Origin of the sequence: Hwanghaeella grinnelliae (assembly GCF_004005845.1) — a bacterium.
GTDB classification, from domain to species: Bacteria; Pseudomonadota; Alphaproteobacteria; order UBA8366; family Aestuariispiraceae; genus Hwanghaeella; species Hwanghaeella grinnelliae.
Window position 1 is genome coordinate 242,288 of the sequence record NZ_SADE01000004.1, and the last position, 21,575, is coordinate 263,862.

Annotated in this window: 20 protein-coding genes and 1 other RNA gene; 11 read left to right on the top strand and 10 right to left on the bottom strand. The window is 59.0% G+C overall.

Features of this window, described 5'->3' with window-relative positions; all coding sequences use genetic code 11:
- Positions 1-18: 18 nt before the first annotated feature.
- The 5 genes from EOI86_RS22010 to EOI86_RS22030 form a co-directional block, all read right to left on the bottom strand.
- Complete coding sequence (locus EOI86_RS22010; protein ID WP_127767846.1) at positions 19-1,824, bottom strand: IlvD/Edd family dehydratase; 1,806 nt, start codon at positions 1,822-1,824, stop codon at positions 19-21.
- A gap of 54 nt (positions 1,825-1,878) precedes the next feature.
- Positions 1,879-2,037 carry a cupin domain-containing protein gene (locus EOI86_RS22015; protein ID WP_205032292.1) on the bottom strand — a complete coding sequence of 53 codons (159 nt, stop codon included), beginning with the start codon at positions 2,035-2,037 and terminating at the stop codon, positions 1,879-1,881.
- 112 nt (positions 2,038-2,149) lie between these two features.
- Positions 2,150-3,748: a TRAP transporter large permease gene (locus EOI86_RS22020; RefSeq protein WP_127767847.1), complete on the bottom strand. Its 1,599-nt coding sequence runs from the start codon at positions 3,746-3,748 to the stop codon at positions 2,150-2,152.
- Positions 3,749-3,757: 9 nt separating this feature from the next.
- Positions 3,758-4,420 carry a TRAP transporter small permease subunit gene (locus EOI86_RS22025; RefSeq protein WP_127767848.1) on the bottom strand — a complete coding sequence of 221 codons (663 nt, stop codon included), beginning with the start codon at positions 4,418-4,420 and terminating at the stop codon, positions 3,758-3,760.
- 182 nt (positions 4,421-4,602) lie between these two features.
- Complete coding sequence (locus EOI86_RS22030) at positions 4,603-5,655, bottom strand: TRAP transporter substrate-binding protein (protein WP_127767849.1); 1,053 nt, start codon at positions 5,653-5,655, stop codon at positions 4,603-4,605.
- Between the two features lie 478 nt (positions 5,656-6,133).
- Between EOI86_RS22030 and EOI86_RS22035 the strand changes: the two genes are divergently transcribed.
- On the top strand, positions 6,134-7,117 hold the full coding sequence (locus EOI86_RS22035; RefSeq protein WP_127767850.1) for a zinc-dependent alcohol dehydrogenase family protein: 984 nt from the start codon (positions 6,134-6,136) through the stop codon (positions 7,115-7,117).
- A 44-nt stretch (positions 7,118-7,161) separates the two neighbouring features.
- On the top strand, positions 7,162-7,494 hold the full coding sequence (locus EOI86_RS22040) for an Mpo1-like protein (protein ID WP_127767851.1): 333 nt from the start codon (positions 7,162-7,164) through the stop codon (positions 7,492-7,494).
- Positions 7,495-7,497: 3 nt separating this feature from the next.
- Here EOI86_RS22040 and EOI86_RS22045 read toward each other — a convergent pair whose 3' ends face one another.
- The 4 genes from EOI86_RS22045 to EOI86_RS22060 form a co-directional block, all read right to left on the bottom strand.
- Positions 7,498-8,640, bottom strand: a complete 1,143-nt coding sequence (locus EOI86_RS22045) for a PQQ-dependent sugar dehydrogenase (protein ID WP_127767852.1) — start codon at positions 8,638-8,640, stop codon at positions 7,498-7,500.
- 28 nt (positions 8,641-8,668) lie between these two features.
- Complete coding sequence (locus EOI86_RS22050; RefSeq protein ID WP_127767853.1) at positions 8,669-9,193, bottom strand: glycine cleavage system transcriptional repressor; 525 nt, start codon at positions 9,191-9,193, stop codon at positions 8,669-8,671.
- Positions 9,194-9,346: 153 nt separating this feature from the next.
- Entirely contained in the window at positions 9,347-10,078 is a 732-nt protein-coding gene (locus tag EOI86_RS22055) for a J domain-containing protein (RefSeq protein WP_127767854.1), read from the bottom strand.
- Between the two features lie 6 nt (positions 10,079-10,084).
- A complete protein-coding gene (locus tag EOI86_RS22060; protein WP_240035784.1) occupies positions 10,085-10,837 on the bottom strand; it encodes a VWA domain-containing protein in 753 nt (250 codons plus the stop codon).
- A 249-nt stretch (positions 10,838-11,086) separates the two neighbouring features.
- Between EOI86_RS22060 and EOI86_RS22065 the strand changes: the two genes are divergently transcribed.
- Both EOI86_RS22065 and EOI86_RS22070 read left to right on the top strand, forming a co-directional pair.
- The gene (locus EOI86_RS22065; protein WP_127767855.1) at positions 11,087-13,135 is read left to right on the top strand and encodes an elongation factor G; all 2,049 of its coding nucleotides are present in this window, start codon (positions 11,087-11,089) and stop codon (positions 13,133-13,135) included.
- A 253-nt stretch (positions 13,136-13,388) separates the two neighbouring features.
- The gene (locus tag EOI86_RS22070) at positions 13,389-14,102 is read left to right on the top strand and encodes a protein phosphatase CheZ (RefSeq protein ID WP_161973949.1); all 714 of its coding nucleotides are present in this window, start codon (positions 13,389-13,391) and stop codon (positions 14,100-14,102) included.
- A 37-nt stretch (positions 14,103-14,139) separates the two neighbouring features.
- Here EOI86_RS22070 and EOI86_RS22075 read toward each other — a convergent pair whose 3' ends face one another.
- The gene (locus EOI86_RS22075; RefSeq protein WP_275668605.1) at positions 14,140-15,018 is read right to left on the bottom strand and encodes a division plane positioning ATPase MipZ; all 879 of its coding nucleotides are present in this window, start codon (positions 15,016-15,018) and stop codon (positions 14,140-14,142) included.
- 217 nt (positions 15,019-15,235) lie between these two features.
- Here EOI86_RS22075 and EOI86_RS22080 point away from each other — a divergent pair, with 217 nt between their 5' ends.
- The 7 genes from EOI86_RS22080 to EOI86_RS22110 all read left to right on the top strand — a co-directional run bounded on the left by EOI86_RS22080 (position 15,236) and on the right by EOI86_RS22110 (position 21,557).
- Positions 15,236-16,042 (top strand): DUF3750 domain-containing protein, encoded by an 807-nt coding sequence (locus EOI86_RS22080; RefSeq protein WP_127767857.1) that lies wholly within the window; start codon positions 15,236-15,238, stop codon positions 16,040-16,042.
- A 245-nt stretch (positions 16,043-16,287) separates the two neighbouring features.
- Positions 16,288-17,019 (top strand): TerB family tellurite resistance protein, encoded by a 732-nt coding sequence (locus EOI86_RS22085; protein WP_127767858.1) that lies wholly within the window; start codon positions 16,288-16,290, stop codon positions 17,017-17,019.
- A gap of 26 nt (positions 17,020-17,045) precedes the next feature.
- Complete coding sequence (locus tag EOI86_RS22090) at positions 17,046-17,900, top strand: DMT family transporter (RefSeq protein WP_150132808.1); 855 nt, start codon at positions 17,046-17,048, stop codon at positions 17,898-17,900.
- 3 nt (positions 17,901-17,903) lie between these two features.
- Positions 17,904-18,608: an N-acetylmuramoyl-L-alanine amidase gene (locus tag EOI86_RS22095; RefSeq protein ID WP_127767860.1), complete on the top strand. Its 705-nt coding sequence runs from the start codon at positions 17,904-17,906 to the stop codon at positions 18,606-18,608.
- Positions 18,609-18,616: 8 nt separating this feature from the next.
- Positions 18,617-19,061: RNase P RNA component class A (gene rnpB, locus EOI86_RS22100), an RNA gene on the top strand.
- A gap of 199 nt (positions 19,062-19,260) precedes the next feature.
- A complete protein-coding gene (gene galU / locus EOI86_RS22105) occupies positions 19,261-20,136 on the top strand; it encodes a UTP--glucose-1-phosphate uridylyltransferase GalU (RefSeq protein WP_127767861.1) in 876 nt (291 codons plus the stop codon).
- A 104-nt stretch (positions 20,137-20,240) separates the two neighbouring features.
- The gene (locus EOI86_RS22110) at positions 20,241-21,557 is read left to right on the top strand and encodes a UDP-glucose dehydrogenase family protein (protein WP_127767862.1); all 1,317 of its coding nucleotides are present in this window, start codon (positions 20,241-20,243) and stop codon (positions 21,555-21,557) included.
- The last annotated feature ends 18 nt before the right edge of the window (positions 21,558-21,575 follow it).

Genomic DNA, 21,575 nt, shown 5'->3' on the forward strand with positions numbered 1-21,575 from the left:
CTGTTCGTGTTGGACCGATTAGTGGTTGTCGCGGGGCAGCCCGCGGGTTTGGCTGATCCGTTGATACTTCACGGCGTTTTCCAGAACCATCCCTGTTTCCAACTGACCTGTATGGTCGCGGAAGATTTCCTGCCATGGTGTCTGGCTTTCAACCAGTTTCTGCTGGTAGGCGTCCTGCCGGCGCTGCATTTCCGCATCGTCGATCATCAGATCCAGCGTCCGCGTGTTCAGATCCAAACGGATCATGTCGCCTGTCTGCATCAGGGCCAATCCACCGCCGGCCGCTGATTCAGGAGAAATGTGGAGGATCGAGGGACTGCCGCTGGTGCCGCTCTGACGGCCGTCGCCAGCCACCGGCAGCTCTTCGATCCCGGCTTTGATCAGAGCATCTGGTGGCTGCATGTTCACGACTTCCGCCGAGCCGGGCCAGCCGAGGGGGCCGGTGCCGCGGATGAAAAGCATGCAGTTTTCGTCGATGTTCAACGAGGGATCATTGATCCTGTCGTGATAATCCTCGGACCCTTCGAAGACGATCGCGCGGGCATCCATGATGTTTTCCTTGCCGGGGCGGGAGAGATATTTCTTCCGGAATTCGGGCCCGATCACCGAAATTTTCATCACGGCGGTATCGAAGAAATTACCCCTCAATACGGCGTAACCCGCTTCCTTCATCATCGGTTTATCGAACGGGGTGATGATTTCGGTGTTGAAGTTTTCCGCGCTCGCGATGTTGTCGGCCACGGGTTTGCCGGTGACCGTCATCGCGCCGCCGTTCAGTTTTCCGTGCTCAAGCAGGTCCCGCATGACCGGGGGCACGCCGCCGGCCTTGTGGAAGGCCTCGCCCAGATACTTGCCGGCCGGCTGCATGTTCACCACCAATGGCACACCTTCGCCGTAGGTCTGCCAGTCGTCGACCGTCAGTTCGACGCCCATATGACGGGCGATAGCGATCAGGTGCCAAACGCAGTTGGAACTTGCGCCCAGCGCGGTGACGATGCGGATCGCGTTTTCGAAGGCTTCCCGCGTCATGATATCGGACGGGCGCAAGTCTTCGTTCACCATTTCGACGATGCGCAGCCCGGTCTCATAGGCCATTTGTCCGCGTTCGCGATAGGGGGCCGGGATCATGGCGCAGCCGGGCAGGGACATGCCAAGCGCTTCGGCCATGGAGTTCATGGAGGACGCCGTGCCCATCGTGTTGCAGTGACCTACCGACGGCGCGCTCGCCGCTGCGATTTCCAGGAAGGTGTTCTCGTCGATCTTGCCGGCGGACATGTCCTTCCGGGCCTGCCAGATCGCGGTGCCCGAACCGATCAATTCCTGGCCGCGATAATAGCCGTCCAGCATCGGCCCGCCACTCAAGACGATCGCGGGGATGTTCACCGTGGCGGCCGCCATCAAACAAGCCGGTGTGGTTTTGTCGCAACCGGTTGTGAGCACGACACCGTCGATCGGATAGCCGTAGAGAAGCTCGACCAGGCCGAGATAGGCGAGGTTCCTGTCCAAGGCCGCCGTCGGACGCTTGCCGGTTTCCTGGATTGGATGCATCGGAAACTCGAAACAGACGCCGCCGGCCGCCCGGATGGCTTCCCGCGTGCGTTTCGCCAGGTCCAGATGATGCCGGTTGCAGGGGCTCAAATCGCTGCCCGTTTGCGCGATGCCGATGATCGGCTTGCCGGACTGGATTTCTTCCCGGGTCAACCCGAAGTTCAAATAGCGTTCCATGTAGAGTGCGGTCATACCGGGATTGTCGGGATTGTCCCACCATTCCTGGCTGCGCAGTTTTCTTGGGGCTCCGCTATAGGTTTTGTCGGTGCGCTCCATGTCAATTTCCTCCCAAGGAATTTTTGTATGCCGTTTCAGATGCGTTAGTCGTCGTCAGTGAATGAACTGATCGACATAATCGGCCCCCAGTCCACCAGCCGAATAGTGTTTCCGAGATATGTCGATCTTCGTGAAGACGTCTTCATATCCGATATTCTCACCATCTTCGTCCACATAATACATGCTGCCTGTGATATTGAAGAAAGTGATCATTTCCTAGCAATGCCCGGGACCGATTCATTGCTTCGCTCCCCGGTCTATGTCGCCCGAACTGAAAAGGGCCGCCTTCTGCAGGCGGCCCTTTTCGTTTTCAACTGTTCTGCCGCTAATCCAGCAAGACGCTGGGTAGCCAAAGTGCGATCTCAGGGAAGATCACCACGGCGGCCAAGCCGATCAGCTGCAGGATAACGAATGGGATAATACCCGAATAGATGTCCTGCATCTTCACCTCCGGCGGTGACACGCCCTTCATATAGAAAAGTGCGAAACCGAATGGAGGGGTCAGGAAGGATGTCTGCAGGTTGATCGCCACCAGAATGGCGTACCAGTAAATCATCTCCGCCTCGATATCGAGATGGAAGGCGCCCTCCATGCCCAGGTGACCAGCGAAAACCGGGGACATCGTCTTCACGACCGGTGAGAACACCGGCAGCACGATGAGGGTGATTTCCAGCCAATCGAAGAAGAAGCCCAGTATGAAGACCACGAACATCAGCAGGAACAACAGCGCCCATTCATGGAAGTCCAGGAAGTCGATGAATTCCAGGATCAGGTCTTCCCCATAGACGGCGCGGAAGATGAAGGAGAAGGTCGTCGCACCAACGAAGATGAAGAAGATCATCGCCGTCGTCATGGTGGTGCGGTTGACCACATCCGTCAGGACTTCCTTCGTCAGTGTGCTGTTGAATGCCGCCAGCACGATCGACCCGAAGGCGCCGACACCGGCCGCTTCCGTCGGGGTCGCCCAGCCGCCCAGGATGGAACCCAGGACCAGAGTGACTAGGAAGATCGGCGGAATGAACCCCTTCAGGACCGAGCCGAAAAGGGAGTCGCCTTCGCGGCGGCCCATGATCATGGAGATCGCGAAGATCAGCAGAAAGGCCGTGAGCCCGATGTTCAGATGTTCGTCCAAAGCTGTATAGGACAGCGCCACCGCGGCAACGATGAGACCAACGGTGATCATCAAATAGCGGCGAACGCGGGACATGTCGGACGGCTTCAACTGGATCATGTCTTCCGGGATTGGCGGGGCCACTTCCGGCTTAACGCGGGACAGAACGGAAATGTACAGGAAGTACAAGGCCGACAGCAGCAGGCCCGGCAGCAACGCGCCGACGAACAGGTTTCCGACCGACACCGACAACAGGCTGGCCATGATGACCAACATGATCGACGGCGGGATCAGGATGCCGAGCGTCGCCGAAGAGGCGATGGTGCCTGTGGCGAGGGCCTTGCTGTAGTTCTGCTGCAGCATGGTCGGCAGCGCCAACAGGGTCATCATGACGACGGAAGCACCGATGATGCCGGTGGTTGCCGCCATGATTGTGCCCATAACGGTGACGGAAAGTGCCAACCCACCCGGAACACGGCGTAACAGGACCTGCAGAATATGCAGCAGGTCGGCCGCGACACGGGAGCGCTCCAGCATCGTTCCCATGAAGATGAAACAGGGGATGGCCACAAGGACCGGGTTTTGGACCGCGCCTGATGCCCCGTCACCGCCCCAGATACGTGTCAGGATGATGAAGAATGCATTGAAATGCATGTAGCCGAACTCGATCGCGAGCAGGCCGAAGATGAAGGCAACACCACCCAAGGCGAAGGCGACCGGCAGACCCGAGAAGAGCGACAACGCCAAACCCAGGAACATGTAAGCACCGAGGAATTCCTCGAAATGCTCAAAAATAGCGTGAAAAATTTCCATCGGGGCCCCCTACGCGAACGGCTTGGTATGCGATGTTTCTTCGGGCAGCGAATGGCCTTGATGCCCTTCGTGGTCGTCGTCAATCGCAAAGATTTGTAAGTCGTCGCGTGCTTGCCGGTGCATTTCCGGCCCGCCCCAAAGATAGGCGCAAAGACGGATCATTGTGGTAAGAACAGCGAGAAACGCCAGCGTGAACCCGTAAATCGTGAAGGACTTCACGATCCACCGGACGGGAATGCCGGTCAGCGATTCCGATCCTTCACCTTGCGTGTAGGACGCATGGACGAAGATCCAAGCGTAGTAGAGAACGGTGAGAAGGTAGGGAACGGCGAAGACCAGCAATCCGAAAAGCTCGACCTTGGCCTGGCTCCGTGCCGTCAGTTTTTCCCGGAAAATATCCACGCGAACGTGGGCGTTCACCAGATATCCGAACCCGAAGGACAACAGCAGAAGAACACCGTGTAGGTGCCATTCCAGATCCTGCAATTTGATCGGCTCGATCAACCAGTACCAGCTTAGTTCCGACATGCCGATCCGCAGAAAGTCGATCTTTCGCGTAACGACGTCGAACATGATGATGGCGATCAGCGGCAGAATGAGCCAACCACCTGCCATTCCAATTCGACGTGGCAGCACGTCGATGTAGTTGGCCATCTTGAGAATGATGCTCATGACGTTCCGTATCTTTCAACTCCGCGCGGCCACGCTGCGAAAGGTCTTCGGCGGATGCGCGCGTTTGTAACTGACTAGGCCCTGCGGTGTGGCGCGGACCGTACAACTGAATGTGCTGATAAGAAATGGGGGTCGGTAGGGCATTCCGACCGACCCCGCATTCTTACGACGACCTACCTAGCTTAGAGGTAGCCCATGTCCTTCCAGATCTTGAAGTTGTCGCGGAACGTGGAGATCGATTCCCAGACCTTCTTCGAGTCGGGGTTCGTCGCCAGTTCTTCGGCCAGGACTTCTTCCCAAGCCGCTTCAAACTGATCCAGGATTTCTTTCGGCCAACGATGGTTGGTCACGCCGGCTGCGACGTTGTCCTTCATGGCCTGGAACTGGGATGCTTCGCCTTCGGCGATCATCTCAGCGATCTGCGCATCGCAGGACGTGTTCAGCATCGCCCGTTGTGCGTCCGTCAAATCGTTCCACGCGTCCATGTTGACCAGCAATTCGTTAGACGTGGACTGCTGATGCCAACCCGGGAAGTAGTTGTGCTTCGCGATTTGGTTCAGACCCAGCGTCCGGTCGATCGCGGGCATGGAGAATTCGGTCGCGTCGATCGTACCGCGCTCAAGAGCCGGGTAGATGTCAGCGGCAGCCAACTGCTGCGTGGAAACGCCGAATTTCTGCATGACCTTCGCGCCGACGCCGAAGAAGCGCATTTTCAGGCCCTTCAACTGGTCGAGACTGTCGATCGGCTCACGGAACCAACCGGAGGTTTCCGGAGGAATCATACCGCAAAGCACGAACTTGATGTTGTCGCGCGCATAGACTTCTTCGGCCAGCTCGTTACCGCCGCCATACTTGAACCAAGCCACGAATTCAGGCGCGGCCGGGCCGAACGGCCAGGTCGAGAAGAATGCGTAGACGGAGTTCTTACCCTGGTTCGCACCGGAGGTGCCCCAGGCGGCTTGGAAAGAGCCTTGGGATACCGGATCGAAATAGGCGTAGCCGCCGACAAGTGCGCCCGGCTCTTCGACCTTAATGGCGAAGTCGCCGTCGGACATGGCGTCGACAGCCGCAGCAACGCGGCGTGACGGCGGTCCGATAACGGCAACCGTCGACGCGAAGGCCGCATGCATTTTCCAACGGGTTTTCGCGTCAGCCGGGTCGGACGCCGCCGTCAGTGACATTGCACCGACGAGTCCAGCCATAGCTGCAGATTTCAAAAGATTCGTAAACTTCATCCGTAACCTCCCAGTTCCGGGCCGGCCCCCACTATTGTGGACACCGGCATTTTTGATGAATGCCACGGCGATGCTCAAAACCGCGACGATATGGTTGAGGAACCCAGCCCCTTCTGTCGGGGGCTTGTGACGGCGCCGATCAAATCCTTACAGTCAGATTAGACCGATGCAAGAACATTAACCGGTATGCCCGTTCCACGGACGCAATATTGCGTAAGGTGCCCGGCAAACGCCAGAAAAAATTGGTATTACCTATTAGCGAGTTGACGTGCTTAAGTGGTAGTTGCCCCCGCGGCCCGTGCCTGGCACTGGGTTGGGGGTGCTAGCCTTATCCTTTGGAATCAGCCTCTTGATACGCATAGCCTCGGATCTATTGTTAGAATTCAAGGCGATGCTCAGGCGTCGAATCCAATACGAACTACACTAAAATTCCGGACTTTTTCAGGCCGTGAAATCGCCAATTGTCGAGGGAGGTGACATGAAACAGGCTAAATTGATCGCGATTGGAGATCCTGCAAGCTCGGTGCGCTGCGAAGAGGTTCCCGCGTTGGGTGAGGCCGGCGAAGGACAGGTTGTGGTGGACGTGGCGGCTGGCCCGATCAACCCGGCCGAAGTGCTAATCATGAAGGGGGAGTATGCCGCTACCCCCGATTTGCCGGCCCCCCTCGGCATTGAAGGGGCGGGGACCGTATCGGCGGTCGGGCCGGGCGTATCTGGGCTGGCCGTCGGGGACAAGGTGATGCTTATGCCCCGCGCCAATTGGGTTCAGCAGGCGCTTGTGTCCGCCGGGGAGGTCATCAAGCTTCCTGACGGAATCGACCTTCAGCAGGCGGCGATGCTGAAGGTGAATCCGGCAACGGCATTCCTGATGTTAACGACCTATGTGGATCTTGCCCCGGGCGATTGGGTCGCCCAGAACTCTGCAAATTCGGCCGTGGGCACGTCCCTGATCAAAATCGCGAAACAGCGCGGCTTGAAAACGGTCAATATCGTCCGGCGCGAGGAGGCTGCGGCCTATTGCCGGGAAATTGGCGGCGATGTCGTCGTGGTGGATGGTGACGATGTTGCGGCAAGGGTTGCCGAAGCAACCGGCGGCGCGCCGATCAAACTGGGAATCGACGCGGTAGCCGGGGAAGCGGTCATTCGTTTGGCATCCTGCCTGGCCGATGGGGGAACAGTCGTGAATTACGGCATGCTGTCGGGAAAGCCCTGCATGTTGACCACCGACCAAACCGTATTCCAATCCAAGTCATTGACCGGCTTCTGGCTGGCGAAAGTTCTTGGCGGAATGGACAAGGCCGGCAAGGACGCGTTGTACGGGGAACTGACGCCACTGGTCATGGACGGGACAATCTCTGTGCCGGTTGAGGCGACCTACCCGATCGACCGTGTCCAGGATGCCGTCGCCCATGCCTGCCGCGAAGGCCGCAGCGGGAAGGTCCTGGTTCTGCCCAACGGGTGACGGGTCGGATAGAAGAATCGATTTGCTTGTATGGGGTGGCGCATATGACCGATAAATTCACGACATACAGCGCATTCTGGCCCTACTACCTGCGGGAACATGGCCGACCGGCCACACGGGCGCTGCATTTTGCGGGAACGGCCTGCGGCTTGGGCCTATTGATCGCTGCCGGTGTAACAGGACAGGCTTGGCTTGTCCTGCCGGCTGTGGTTTCCGGCTATGCCTTTGCGTGGCTCGCCCATCTGCTGATCGAAAAGAATAGGCCGGCGACCTTCACCTATCCGCTTTGGTCGCTGATCAGCGATTTCAGAATGTTCTTTCTGTGGCTGGCCGGGCGGCTTGGCCCAGAATTGCGCAAGGCCGGCGTCGAGGGTTAGGGGCTAGCGCGGCTCCAGGCGCAGGATCCGCCCGTCATAGTCGTCGGTCAGAAGATAAATCATACCGTCCGGACCTTGCCGGACATCTCGGACGCGATCGTCCAGGCCTTCCAACAGCCGTTCTTCCGCCGTGATACGGGTACCGTCCATGTCGAGTCGGACCAGCAGTCCGAATTTTAACGATCCGACGAACAGGTCGCCTCGCCATTGGGGAAAGACATCACCGGTGTAAAAAGCCATGCCTGAAGGGGCGATCGAGGGATCCCAGTAATAGAGCGGCTGTTCATAGCCGGATTTGTGCGTCCCGTCGCCGATTTTGCCGCCGGAATAATGGCGGCCATAGGAAATGACAGGCCAACCATAGTTCTTGCCGGCTTCGGGCAGGTTGATTTCATCCCCGCCGCGCGCGCCGTGCTCGACGGTCCAAAGGCGGCCGGTTTGCGGATGCAGCGCGGCCCCTTGCGGGTTGCGGTGTCCATAGGACCAAACTTCCGGCCGACGACCGGCAACGCCGATGAAGGGATTGTCCGTCGGAATCGTACCATCCGGATTGATCCGTACGACCTGGCCGCGGTTGATCGTGAAGTCCTGGGTGCGGTCGCGTTCGCCGCGTTCCCCGACCGTGATGAAAAGCGTCCCATCCGGGGCGAAGACCAATCGCGAACCGAAATGCCGTCCGCCATCCGTCTTGGGTTCTTGCCGGAAGATGATCTCGCCATCTGTCAGGGCTTCCCCTGCCAAATCCAGTGTGGCCCGCAGCACGGCCGTTCCCGCCCCGCCGGGCCCCGGTTCGGAGAAGGATACATAGACCCGACTGTTTTCCGAAAACGCGGGATCGAGGGCCACGTCCAAAACGCCACCTTGCCCTCGAATATAGGCGTCCGGAACCCCTTTTAACGGCTGTGATTTGTTCCCGTTCATCGCAACGATGCGAATGTCGCCTTCGCGTTCGGTCACGATCATACGGTCATCCGGCAGGAAGGCCATGCCCCAGGGATGCCGCAATCCAGACGCAACCGTGACGATCCGCAGCGCGTAGTCGTCGCTGTTGAAATCCTGTGTCTCGGTTGCCTGCGCGGCCGTGACCGGGGCAAAGAGAAGGCAAGTCAGAAAAACAGCGGCTAGCCTGTTCTTAGGTCCGGGCAATCGTGTCTCCGTCTGCGGTTGCCCTTTGTCAGTTAGGCGTGCCGAATGTCACGTCAACCATTACCGCGGACCCGATTTCCTCCAGCGCATCGGCAAGACTGTCTTCGGACAGGCCGGCCGGAAGATGCAGGGTGAGGGCGGCGCGGAAAAGCTTGCCGCCAGCGAAGGGGGCATCTTCAAGTGACGTTTCCAATTCCTCAACGCTGACCTTGTGTTCAGCCAGGCAGTGGGAAATCTCATGCACGATGCCGGGCTGGTCGGGTCCCAGGATCTCAAGGTTCAGGACTTTGCCCGCTTCGGCCGTTTCTTCCGTGCGGGCTTCCTCGACCGTGACGCGAAAACCGTGATCGGAAAGGTTCGCCAGTGCGTCGGCCATGGCTTCCGCCTTGTCGTCGGGCGCCTGAACGCGGACGATTCCCGCGAATTTCTCCGCCAATCGGGCCATCCGGCTTTCCAGCCAATTGCCGCCATGGGCGGTGACGACTTCGGACATCAAGTCCACAAGGCCCGGCCGGTCCCTGGCCACGAAAGTCACGACAAAATCCTTCGGCATCGTTTCCTACCCCATGTGTCTTTGCGAACTTCTGCAGCCCGTTATCGCGCGGTCACGTTCAAACAGACGGAAAGGTTCGTTTTTAAGATCGTAACAGCACGTCGAAGCCCAGACTATAAGGCCAAAGGTCCCAGCAGAAATAAGACCGCCGCGTCACGTTTTTGCCTTTCCCAACAACACGTCCTTGGCCTCATTCACTTTTGCCGCCAGATAGTCCGACCCGCCGGCATCCGGATGGGCCGATTTCATCATCCGCCGATGCGCCTCACGGATTTCATCCGATGTGCATCCATCCTGAAGCCCCAATACCGACAAGGCTTCGGCGCGGGACATGTTGCCGGACGAACTGCTTCTTCCGGCATCGTCGGAACCGCCGCCCGGCTCTTCGTTTGTTCCCGTGCCCCGCCATTCTGTGCCGTGGGCGCGGTCGATATAGGCTTCCAAAAGATCGGCCGACTTGCGGTCCATCGGTTCGACATCGGCGTACAGCGAAACAAGATCGGAAAGGGTCAGTTCGGACAGCATCCGGCCTTCGTGAGGGCCCTCGAGAATCTGCCCGTCCATCTCGCCGGTTTCGTGATCCAGCGTCATGGCGAAGAAGCGCGACTGGACCGAACTGTTCGCGCCGGGGCGGGGCCCTTGCATGGTCTTCCACATACGCCGGAAATTCAGGAAGCGCGAAATCCAGGGCAGCAGACCGATCAACACCATCCAGAGCAGACCGAACCGACCAATCGCGATCAACCCGACTGCGACGACCAGGGCCAGGATGCCGGCAATCCACTTGCCGCTGTTCAGGATCGACCGCGGTGGCGCATTCGCCGCCCAGTTCACCACCACCAGGATCAGCAGAACCAGCCCGATGCCGAACAGCACATAGGTCATCGCAGGCTATTTACCCGTCATGTTATGGGTCAATTGCAGGGCCATGCCGCCATGCCGCTTCCCATGTTCAAGCAGGGCGGCGCGGCCGCCCGCGGCATAGACCGCGACGGCCGACAGCAATTCGCGCAATTGCTTTGCGCTGCCCGTGTCGAAGGGGCAATAGGCGCCGCCCGTCAAACGCGCGATTTCACGGAAGGCCCGCGCCGCGACCATGTCATTCCCTTCATGGAACATGAATGCGGGCACGCCCAGCAAGCCCAGTTCGCCGGCTGTATGGCAGACGCTATCGATATCTTCCTCGAAGCAATCGCCGACATAGACCAGGGCGCCGACTTTCGCTTTGGATGCTTCGCCGACAGCGTGCGACAAAACGCGGCCCAACTGAGTACGGCCGGCACGGCACATCACACTGGTCATCAAACGCGCAAGGGCCTTGCCGTCGGACGCCCATTTGCTGGCCTTGCATTCCCCGAAACCCCGGAAGAAGACCAATTGTACATCGAGCCCGCCGAGTTCCGCCGTCGCGGTGAACATCTCACCCTGGATCTGGCAGGCGCGGTCCCAGGTTGGCTCCCGGCTTGCGGTCGCATCCATTCCGAAGATTAACCGGCCGCGCACGCCCGGCGTCTTGTTCGCGGGCGGCGTCGCTTTGACCTTTTGCAGAAAGGCGTCGATCTCGGACTCATTACCGGCGGGGGCCTTTTTTTCCGGGCCGCGCTGCAGGGACTTGTCCGGTCGGTCTGTCGGGTTCTGTGCCATACTTTATAGTATAGGGACGCTTGACCCGGATTTCGATATTACATCGGTGTATCGACAGGCTTATTGCCATGCCGAATCGCTTTCCCTTCACAAAACGCCCATTGTCGGAGACAATGCTTATGTAACGGTCCTCGGGTTGGGGTTGAAAAAACCTTCTATCGATCCCGACAGAGACCGAGCGCCATTTCGAGGACCGTGCGAGCCTGCCGTACCAACGCGGCTGGGATAGATAAGCACAGGGAGATTGAAATGGCCGATACTCAAACTGGTCCGCATGTGACCAGCGCGCGTTGCGCCGCCCTCGCGGGACCGTACCAAGCCGGAAAAACCAGCCTGATGGAGGCGCTACTCTTCGCCAGCGGCTCCACCCATCGCAAGGGATCCGTGAAAGACGGCTCTACTATCGGCGATGCGTCGCCGGAGGCACGCGAAAAGCAAATGACCGTCGAGGCGAACAGCGCGGCGGGGTCTTATCTGGGGCAGGATTGGTTCTTCATCGACACACCTGGGTCGATCGAATTCATGCAGGAAGCCATGTCGGGCATGGCGGCGGCCGATGTCGTCATCCTTGTCTGCGAGCCCGATATTCAGAAGGCCGTGATGTTGTCCCCCTATTTGAAATTCCTGGAGGAGCGGGACATCCCGCATATGATTTTCGTCAACAAGATGGACCATATGCATGTTCGCGTTCGCGATCTGATGGAAGCGATCCAGGTCTATTCCAACAAGAAGCTGGTGCTTCGGCACGTCCCGATCCGCGATGGCGACGAGGTGACCGGCTATGTCGATCTTACGTCGGAACGGGCCTATCGATACAAGGCGGACTCAGAATCGGATCGGACCGATATCCCTGACACTGTTCAGGACCGGGAGGAAGAGGCGCGCCAGGAACTTCTCGAGACTCTGGCGGATTTCGATGACGACCTGCTAGAGCGGTTGCTGGAAGAGGTGGATATCGACAAGGCGGATATTTATGAGCAATTGGCCAAGGATCTGCAGGAAGATCTGATCGTGCCGGTGTTCCTGGGCGCGGCGGAAACGGAGAACGGCGTGCGTCGCCTGCTGAAGGCCTTGCGCCACGAAGTGCCGGCCGTCGAACAAGGATACGAGCGTCTCGCCGCGATGGGGGGCTTGCCGGATTCCGCCACCGTCGCGCAGGTTTTCAAGACCTACTACCTTCCCCATGTCGGCAAGGTCTCCATGGCGCGCGTTTGGCGGGGCGCACTGAAAGATGGCGATAAATTTGGCGCGTTTCATGCCGGAAATATGTCCCGCGCGGTCGGACTGACGCTTGAAAAGACATCGTCCGCGTCAACCGGAGAGATTGTTGCGATAGGCCGGCAGGACGATCTGGCCACGGGACATATCATCAGTGCGGACGGGTTGGTGCAGGACCCGTTATGGCCGGCGCCTCTGCCACCGGTCTATTCACAGGCGATCGTCGCCCCGAAACGGGAGGACGAGGTGAAATTGTCCAGCGGCCTTTCAAAACTGGTCGAGGAGGACCCGTCGCTTTCCTATGGGCAAGATCCCGATACCCATGAGACGCTTTTGCATGGCCGGGGCGAGGCGCATTTGCGCCTGGCGATAGAACGCCTGCAATCGCGCTATCATGTCGGGGTCGACGCGACGCCCGCGAGGACGCCTTATAAGGAGACGATCCGGAAATCCATCGAACAGCACGCCCGGCACAAGAAACAGAGCGGCGGTCACGGTGAGTTCGGGGACGTGACGGTGGAAGTGAAACCCCTTCCGCGGGGCGGCGGGTTTGAGTTCATCGACCAGATCACCGGCGGTGTCGTGCCCCGGCAATATATCCCGGCCGTTGAGGCGGGTGTGAAGGAGTATCTGACGGAAGGGCCGTTGGGCTTCAAGGTCGTGGATGTTTCGGTTCGGCTCTTCGATGGAAAACACCATTCGGTCGACAGTTCCGAAATGGCGTTCAAGCGGGCGGGAATATTGGCGATGAAGGACGCCTTGCCGCAATGTTCGCCCGTGCTTCTGGAGCCAATTGCCGCCGTCACGATCGCCGTGCCGAGTGAATTCACCTCACGTGCCCAGGCCGTGGTGACGAAGCGGCGCGGACAAATCCTGGGGTTCGACACGCGGGCCGGATGGTCCGGTTGGGATGAATTGAAGGCGCAGATGCCGCAATCTGAGCTGGGGGATCTGATCTTCGAGTTGCGGTCCCTCAGCCTTGGGGTCGCTGACTATACGTGGGAATTCGACCATCTGACGGAATTGAGTGGGCGCTTGTCCGATGACGTGATCGAGCAACGCCGTTCCGAAGCCGCTTAACCGGCCAGAACGGGGCTATGGGGTTAACTGATGGCTTGAGGGAACAGATGGGATTTCTTCCAGCCCGATTTTTTCGCAGGTCACACCAATTTTTAGCGTAAGCGCGGGCGGGATTTACAATCTGTAAATCATTCCACGTTACCTTTCGGTCGGGGTACGTGGCGGCACGTCAATTCGGCGGCGTCATGTCAATTGACAACGTTGTTCACACAGGAGTTTTCGAATGCCCGCCGGCACTAACTCAGATTTAACGATGTCGCAGAAAAAGCAGTTTCGGATCGAAAAACTTCTAAAAACCGCCGGTTTCCCGGGAAGCGGCGGAGATACGGTGCAGAGCGTGGAGGGAAACACCGGGTTGCTGCTGCAGCGGGTTGAAGCCCTACATGAGAAGATCGACGGGTTGACGGACGGCGGCGGTGTGGCGGTCGGCCGAAGCCAAGACGAAGACCTGGAAGTTCGGATCGAGATCACGCGGCTGGTGAAGGAGATCGGCAAGACAAAGGCCGAACTCGCCTCTTTGCGCCACCCGATGGCGGACGAGGACGGCGACAAGATCATTACGGCGACCAACGAGTTGGACGCGATTGTCGAGGCGACCGAAAAAGCGACCAATGAAATCCTCCGTTCCAGTGAAGAAATAACCGAGATTCTCGAGAAACTGCGCGGAGACGGCGATGTGGACGAAGAACACCGCGCGGCTTTCGACATGATCGAGGCCCGCACCATTGCCATTCTGGAAGCCTGCAATTTCCAGGACATTACCGGTCAGCGCATTAACAAGGTCGTCACGACCATGCAGTTCATTGAAGAGCGCGTGAAGGCGATGATCGACATCTGGGGCGTGGACGCCTTCGCCCACCTGCCGCTGCCGGAAATCGAGCATGTCGATGAAGACGCCGCCCTGCTGGAAGGTCCGCAATTGGAAAACGGCCTGACCCAGGACGATATCGACGCGATGTTCGACTAGCCCTGCCGCACCGGCACGGCGCTTTGCGGTAAAAGGATCAGACCTTCACGTCGCTCAGGCCGATGGCGCTGAGCAGGTCGCGCAATTCCTGCCGTGCGGCGACATGCGACATGCTCATCTTGGTGCTGCCGGTGGACTTGAGGTCGAGCAGGGTCAGCCCTTCGAGAAACAATTCCCGGAAGACGACGCGTTCGGAAAAGCCGGGGGCGACGCGGAAGCCGATCCGTCTGGAGAGTTCCTCCAACGCCTGATCCATCGCCTGTCGGTTGCGTGAATCGAGCTGGCTCAACCGGTTCCGGATGACGATCCAGTCAAAGGTCCGGTTCGCGCCGAGGCGCCGGGCGCGGGACATTTTCTCCTGAAAGACGGCTTCGGCGTATTTACTCGGCCGGCGCACGCGGTAGGTATCCGGATCGACGATCGCCAGCACGTCCAAATCCACGAAACTGTCGTTGATCGGCGTGATCAACGTATCCGCCTGGGCATGGCCCAGTCGGCTCAGGTAGGAATCCCGGCCGGGGGTGTCGATGATGATGACGTCGCAGTCGCGCAGTTCCTGAACGGTTCGGTGAAAGGTGGTCGCTTCTTCCGCTTCGGCCTCTGCCTTGATATTGGCGCGGCTTTCCAGCACGGCGTGATGGTGCGGCATCGTCAGGTCAAGGCCGTTCTTGGCGGCGAAGTCGCGCCGGTTCTCGATATAGCGTGTCAGGGTGCCTTGGCGGGAATCCAGGTCCATGCTGCCGACGCGCGCGCCGCTGGCCATGAAGCCGGCAATAAGATGCATCGATGTCGTGGACTTTCCCGTACCGCCTTTTTCGTTCCCGATGACGAAAAAATGCGGCCCCGCCGGTTTCGAAGCTTCGGTGGGCAATTGTGGGGCGTTCGGCATGTGGCTGGAATCGTCGCCCGGCGGCATGATGGTCTGACCTTCTCGTCTTCCGGATTTTTATGGCTGAGGCTGGGTTCCTCGCCAATATGCTCTAGTCCGATGCGCCATGATGATCAACAGCCCCAAGATGCGTCCGCCGGTTGCGCCGGGCAGTTTGCGAAAGACCTGGGCAGGCATCGAAAACGGTCTAATTGAAGGATAAGAGGGTCATGAAATCGCCGCAATCAAGGCTCAAACTGCAGACATGATTAAAACAACCGTTCGACATTTTCTGCGTTGGCTTGGCCGCATTGTCGCCGTTCTGCTGGTTCTTTTGATGGGGCCGGGAGCGATGCTGCTGACCGGCGATGTCATAGGAAGCGATTGGCGCAGTGCCAGCCGTGCACCGGTCAACCTTGCGCCCGATCCGCTGGAAAACAAACAGGCAATCGTCCAGGTCTATGCGGCGCGCGCCTTCAGTTGGCGGGGCGCCTTCGGCGTCCATACATGGATCGCGGTTAAGCCGACAAACGCCACGCGATATACCACCTATCACATCCTGGGTTGGCGGGTGCGTTATTCCGGCAGCGGTTTGGTCATCGGTCACGATCGGCCGGACCGGCGCTGGTTCGGGTCCGAACCGCAAGTGCTTGCCCAGTTGGAAGGGGAAGGGGTGGACGATATCATCCAGCGGATCGATGCCGCCGCGCGACAATATCCCTATGCACGGGAATACGGGCTTTGGCCTGGCCCGAACTCCAACACCTTTACAAGTTGGGTCATACGTCAGATTCCGGAACTGCGGTTGGATTTACCGCCGACCGCGATTGGGAAGGATTATCTGGGACATGACACCTTCTTCGATCGTGCGGTCAGCGGAACGGGTTACCAAGCATCGCTTTTCGGCCTTGTCGGCGTCACCGTGGCGCTTGAGGAAGGATTGGAGATCAATCTGGCCGGGCTCACCTTTGGGGTCGACCCCAACGATCTGAACCTGAAGCTTCCGGGAATAGGCCGCGTCGGGCCGTCACCGGATCCAACGCGTAGGCTTGGGTCGGGGGCGGGCAGTTGATCGTCCAGCCAACCGATACCGGTGATCGCCACAGCTGATCTTTTGTCCTTCGGCGAAGGAAACCGTTTCCGGGTGAAAGGCATTCAAGTGGTTGGAACCGGCGTCTTCACGGGGTATTACCCCAAAATAAGATGCTGAGGGTGTTAACGGGCGGCTGTTTTCTGCTAGTCATGCATCTTTCCATGGCTGGCGTGACCTCAACGCGTCCAGCAGTGCCGAATGGCGGAGTGTACGGTTTCTGACGCATGAGTATCTGGGGTAAAATTCTTGGCGGGGCAGCCGGCTTCGCGATTGGTGGGCCTTTGGGCGCGCTGATCGGCGCCGTTGGCGGCCATTTCGTGGACCGGCTGAAATCCGATTCGGAAGGTGGGCGGGAAAACCAGAAATCCGTCACTTTCACGATTGCAGTCATCGTGCTCGGCGCCAAGATGGCGAAGGCTGACGGGCATGTCACCCCGGACGAAGTCAGCGCCTTCAAAGAGGTTTTCCGCGTCCCGCCGGACGAAATGAAGAACGTGTCGCGCATTTTCAACCAGGCGCGCCGGGATTCGGCCGGGTATGAGATGTATGCGCGGCAAGTCGCCGGCATGTTCAAGGACGACCCCGCCGTTTTGGAAGAATTGCTTTGGTGTCTGGCTTATATCGCCAAGGCGGACGGGCATATCCATCCTGGTGAATTGCAGTTCCTGCGCGGCGTTTCCGATATTTTCGGCTTCGATCAGGCCACGGTGGAACGGGTGACGGCGATCGCCATGAGCGATTCGGAAACCGACGACCCTTATGTCATAATGGGCGTGCCCCGGTCGGCGAGCGACGATGAAATCAAGGCCGCTCACCGGAAGCTCGTAATCGAACATCACCCGGACAAACTGATCGCACAGGGCTTGCCTGAGGAATTCGTTGAGATCGCAAACCAGAAGCTGGCGGCGATCAACGCTGCGTTTGACAAGATCAAACGGGAACGGGGGCTGACCTGAAGCCTATCCATTTACTTGTTTCCGTCTTGATCATGATGGTCTGGGGCGGAAATTTCGCTGTCATGAAGACGGCGATCGAATATGTCCCGCCTTTCAGCCTGCTTGCCTTACGCTATGCGGTTGTCGCGCTGGTTCTGGTCCCCTTTATCAAGGTGCCGCGCGCGCACCTGAAACAGATTTTCATCTATGCCTTTCTGATGGGTGGCCTTCATTTCGGCTTCATCATGACCGGCCTGCGTTATGTCGATGCGGCGACCGTGGCGCTGCTGACCCAGGTCGGCGTGCCGTTTTCAACCATTCTGGCGGCGATCATCTTCAAGGATTATCCGGGTTGGCGGCGTTGGCTGGGGATCGCATTGGCCTTCGTGGGCGCTGCGGTTATTGCCGGTGAACCGCGCTTCGAGGGCGATATTCTCTGGGTCGGCATGGTCGTTTTCGCCGCGCTCGTCTGGGCTGTTGGGAATACGCAGGTCAAGGCCATGTCCGGCGTAGATGGATTGGCGCTGAACGGCTGGATGGCGCTGTTCGCCACGCCGATGCTGGCGGTCTGGTCGCTGTTGTTCGAGGAAGGTCAGGTCGATGCCTATGTCTCCGCGGGCTGGATCGGGGGCGCGGCACTTTTCTATCAGTCGGCAATGGTGACCTTGTTCGGCTATGGTTGCTGGTTCTGGCTGATGAAGAAATATCCGATCAGCCTGCTCATGCCCTTCACATTGCTGGGCCCGACTTTCGGTGTCGCGGCGGGTGTGCTGTTCCTGGCCGAACCTGTGACGGTCAACATGATCATCGGCGGTCTGATGACCCTGGGCGGGGTCGGGATCATCGTGCTGCGCCGCCCGTCTCTACTGGCGGATACCAAGCGCTACAAGGCGGAGCCATAGGCAATGCCTAGCCTGAAACCCGGTTCCGCCCTGGAAATAGAAGACCGGCCATCGCCGAATTTCGGGGTGCGGAAGGGCGCTGGTCACATCGATATGCTGGTCCTGCACTATACGGACACGGCATCGGCGGAAGGCGCGCTTTCCATTCTGACAGATCCGGCGAAAGAGGTGAGCGCGCATTACCTGATCGACGAAGACGGAACGGTCTATCGGCTGGTCCCTGAAGAAGCGCGCGCTTGGCATGCCGGTCTTTCCTATTGGCGGGGGGACAGGGACGTGAATTCCCGGTCCATCGGGATAGAACTGCAAAACCCGGGCGAACGGTTCGGCTATCGCGCTTTTCCTGAAACCCAGATGAATGCATTGATCGCCTTGGTTCAGGGCATTCTGTCCCGCTGGCCGATCCCGGCCCGGAATATCGTTGGGCATTCGGACATCGCCTGCGACCGGAAGCATGACCCAGGCCATCTTTTTGACTGGTCTGGACTGGCGCGGGCCGGCATTGGCCTTTGGCCGGAACCGGTCGCCGCATCACCGGAAGACCTGCCCGTCATGCTGGCGGAAATCGGATACGACCCGGACTGCGCTCGCGCGGTGGAAGCGTTTCAGCGCCACTACCGGCCATCCCGGATCGACAACCTGCCCGATGCGGAGACGGCGGGCCTGGCGTCGGGTCTCTTGCGGCTTATCGCCCAGCCGACTACATAACCCCCGGGTCAGACGGTTGGATGGCTGCGGGCCGCGCTTGGGAAACCATGCGGCCTGAGGAAAGTCCGGGCTCCACGAAAACACGGTGCCGGATAACCTCCGGCGGGGGAAACCCTAGGGAAAGTGCCACAGAAAGCAAACCGCCGGGCAATTCCGGGCGTCTTCGGGCGTTTGGAAAACGTCCGGTAAGGGTGAAAGGGTGCGGTAAGAGCGCACCGCCGCCCCGGCGACGGGGCGGGCACGGTAAACCCCACCGGGAGCAAGACCGAGTAGGGACGGCCGTTCCAATCCGCCTCGTGCGGTGAGGGACAGGCGGGTTTTCGCGCTGTCGTCCGGGTGGGTTGCGTGAGGCGCGTGGCGACACGGGCCCCAGATGAATAGCCATCTATCGTTCCGCGCGGGGAAATCCGCAAAGAACGGGGACAGAACCCGGCTTACAGACCGTCTGACCCAATTTTCGGGATTTCCAGAGCATGGCGGGGAACCGCCAGCGCTGGTTCGGGGAAGGCCCCTCATAAGAGTTTCACAGTCTTTTCCCGGTTCTTCCCGGCCAATCTTCTTGCCCTGGCTTGTTCATATGTGGCAGATAAACCGTGCCTTGAACTGACTACAGGCCCGAATGGGCCGCAATCATGTCCGGAGAGAAGTGCTCATGTCCTCGTCCGTGAAAACGGCCGTTTTCCCGGTTGCCGGATTTGGCACCCGGGTTCTTCCAGCAACAAAAGCCTTCCCAAAAGAAATGCTGCCTGTCGTCGACAAGCCGCTGATCCACTATGCGGTGGAGCAGGCAGTCGAGGCGGGGATCGAAAAGCTTGTCCTGGTTACGGGCCGGAACAAGCAGGCGATGGAGGATTATTTCGACATCGCCTATGAATTGGACCGGACGCTCGAGGAACGGGGCAAGGAAGATATCCGCAAAAGTGTGCGGGAGTTCCTGCTGGAACCCGGTCGAATTATGTATGTCCGCCAGATGGAGCCGTTGGGGCTTGGCCACGCGGTCTGGTGCGCGCGGCATATGGCGGGGGACGGTCCCTTCCTGGTGATGTCGCCCGACGACCTGATCATGAGCGACGTTCCGTCGGCCAAGCAATTGATCGACGCGCATGAAGAAACCGGCGGCAATGTCGTCGCCGTGATGAACGTGCCGCGCGAACACACGAACAGATACGGCGTTCTGGACACCGACAATGCGGAAGACAAGCTGCCGGTGGTCAAGGGCATGGTTGAAAAACCGGACCCTGCCGATGCGCCCTCCACCTTGTCGATCATTGCGCATTACCTGTTGATGCCGGAAGTCTTCGACGAGTTGGCCCGTCACGAACGCGGCGCCGGCAACGAGATTCAGTTGACCGACGCCATGGCGCGTCTGATCGGCAAACAACCCTTCCATGGATTGCGTTTCGAAGGAACGCGGTTCGATTGCGGCACCAAGGAAGGGTGGCTGGAAGCGAATGTCGCCTTTGGCCTGAAACGCGCCGATCTGGGCGACAAGGTTGCCGATATCGTTAAAAGATACGCGAATACATAAGGGGATGTGCGGCACTGCCGCGCAATTTCGTGCCGGTTTACTCGAAATGTGTTGTGGCGTCATGCCGGGCATTCCCGAGACCAAGGGTTAAGGAATAGAATTTCATGCGACTAGCGATGATTGGGACCGGATATGTCGGTCTTGTTAGCGGTGCTTGTTTTGCTGAATTCGGCCACGACGTCGTCTGTGTGGACATCGATCCCGGCAAGATCGAGAAACTGAAAAAGGGCGTGATTCCGATCTACGAGCCCGATCTCGACGATCTGGTCACACGGAACCACGCGGCTGGACGATTGAACTTCACGCAGGACTTGAAGGCGGGGATCGCGGATTGCGATTGCGTTTTCATCTGCGTCGGCACGCCGCCACGGCCGGAAGACGGGCATGCCGACCTGAAATATGTCTATCAGGCCGCCAAGGACATCGCCGGTGCCATGGGGCGTTACACGGTGATCGTCGACAAATCGACAGTGCCGGTGGGAACCGCGCGTGAAGTGGACGCCATCGTGAAGGCCGAAAACCCCGCGGCGGAATGGGACGTTGTTTCCAACCCTGAATTCCTGCGGGAAGGGGCGGCGATCGAAGATTTCATGGAACCGGACCGTGTTGTCATCGGCGCGGATTCCGAACGCGCCCGTTCGGTGATGCGCCAGCTATACGCACCGCTGTCGGACAAGGGCGTTCCGATCCTGATGACCGGGCGGGAATCCGCCGAAGTCATCAAATACGCGACAAACGCCTTCCTGGCGACGAAGGTCACCTTCATCAATGAAATGGCGGATTTGTGCGAAAAGGTCGGCGGTAATGTCGAGGACGTTGCCCGCGGTTTGGGCCTGGATGACCGGATCGGACCGCGTTTCCTGCGGGCGGGGCCCGGTTACGGCGGGTCGTGTTTCCCGAAAGACACGATGGCATTGGTGAAGACGGCCGAAATGGTCGGTTCACCAACATGGATTGTCGATGCGGTGGTCAAAAAGAACGATGCCCGGAAACGGCAGATGGCGCATCGCGTGGGGGAAATCTGCGGTGGCAGTGTTAAGGGCAAGACGATTGCGGTTTTGGGCCTGACCTTCAAGCCGGACACCGACGATATGCGTGAAAGCCCGTCGATCGATATCGTTGACGAATTGCAGTCGAACGGCGCAACGGTCCGGGCCTATGATCCGGAAGGCACCGATCAGGCCAAGGCTGTCATCAAGGGGGCGGAATTCTGCTCCAGCGCGATGGATGCCTTGACCGGTGCGGACGCGGCGGTACTGGTGACGGAATGGGCGGAATTTGAAGATCTCGATTTCGACGTGGTTAAATCCGTAATGAAGGCCGCCAATTTCGTCGATTTGCGCAATGTATTCAGCCCCGCCAATATGCAGGCGGCCGGTTTTAACTATCTCAGCATCGGCCGACCGGCCGCGGCGAAATAGCGGTCGATACGGCTCGCT

Coding starts and splice junctions, on each gene's coding strand:
- EOI86_RS22030 (WP_127767849.1), bottom strand. CDS start 5,655: ATGAAGTTTACGAATCTTTTGAAATCTGCAGCTATGGCTGGACTCGTC.
- EOI86_RS22095 (WP_127767860.1), top strand. CDS start 17,904: ATGCCTAGCCTGAAACCCGGTTCCGCCCTGGAAATAGAAGACCGGCCA.
- EOI86_RS22055 (WP_127767854.1), bottom strand. CDS start 10,078: ATGACCTATGTGCTGTTCGGCATCGGGCTGGTTCTGCTGATCCTGGTG.
- EOI86_RS22070 (WP_161973949.1), top strand. CDS start 13,389: ATGTCGCAGAAAAAGCAGTTTCGGATCGAAAAACTTCTAAAAACCGCC.
- EOI86_RS22075 (WP_275668605.1), bottom strand. CDS start 15,018: ATGCCGCCGGGCGACGATTCCAGCCACATGCCGAACGCCCCACAATTG.
- EOI86_RS22025 (WP_127767848.1), bottom strand. CDS start 4,420: ATGAGCATCATTCTCAAGATGGCCAACTACATCGACGTGCTGCCACGT.
- EOI86_RS22065 (WP_127767855.1), top strand. CDS start 11,087: ATGGCCGATACTCAAACTGGTCCGCATGTGACCAGCGCGCGTTGCGCC.
- EOI86_RS22015 (WP_205032292.1), bottom strand. CDS start 2,037: ATGATCACTTTCTTCAATATCACAGGCAGCATGTATTATGTGGACGAA.
- EOI86_RS22020 (WP_127767847.1), bottom strand. CDS start 3,748: ATGGAAATTTTTCACGCTATTTTTGAGCATTTCGAGGAATTCCTCGGT.
- EOI86_RS22040 (WP_127767851.1), top strand. CDS start 7,162: ATGACCGATAAATTCACGACATACAGCGCATTCTGGCCCTACTACCTG.
- galU (WP_127767861.1), top strand. CDS start 19,261: ATGTCCTCGTCCGTGAAAACGGCCGTTTTCCCGGTTGCCGGATTTGGC.
- EOI86_RS22085 (WP_127767858.1), top strand. CDS start 16,288: ATGAGTATCTGGGGTAAAATTCTTGGCGGGGCAGCCGGCTTCGCGATT.
- EOI86_RS22060 (WP_240035784.1), bottom strand. CDS start 10,837: ATGGCACAGAACCCGACAGACCGACCGGACAAGTCCCTGCAGCGCGGC.
- EOI86_RS22110 (WP_127767862.1), top strand. CDS start 20,241: ATGCGACTAGCGATGATTGGGACCGGATATGTCGGTCTTGTTAGCGGT.
- EOI86_RS22050 (WP_127767853.1), bottom strand. CDS start 9,193: ATGCCGAAGGATTTTGTCGTGACTTTCGTGGCCAGGGACCGGCCGGGC.
- EOI86_RS22010 (WP_127767846.1), bottom strand. CDS start 1,824: ATGGAGCGCACCGACAAAACCTATAGCGGAGCCCCAAGAAAACTGCGC.
- EOI86_RS22080 (WP_127767857.1), top strand. CDS start 15,236: ATGATTAAAACAACCGTTCGACATTTTCTGCGTTGGCTTGGCCGCATT.
- EOI86_RS22035 (WP_127767850.1), top strand. CDS start 6,134: ATGAAACAGGCTAAATTGATCGCGATTGGAGATCCTGCAAGCTCGGTG.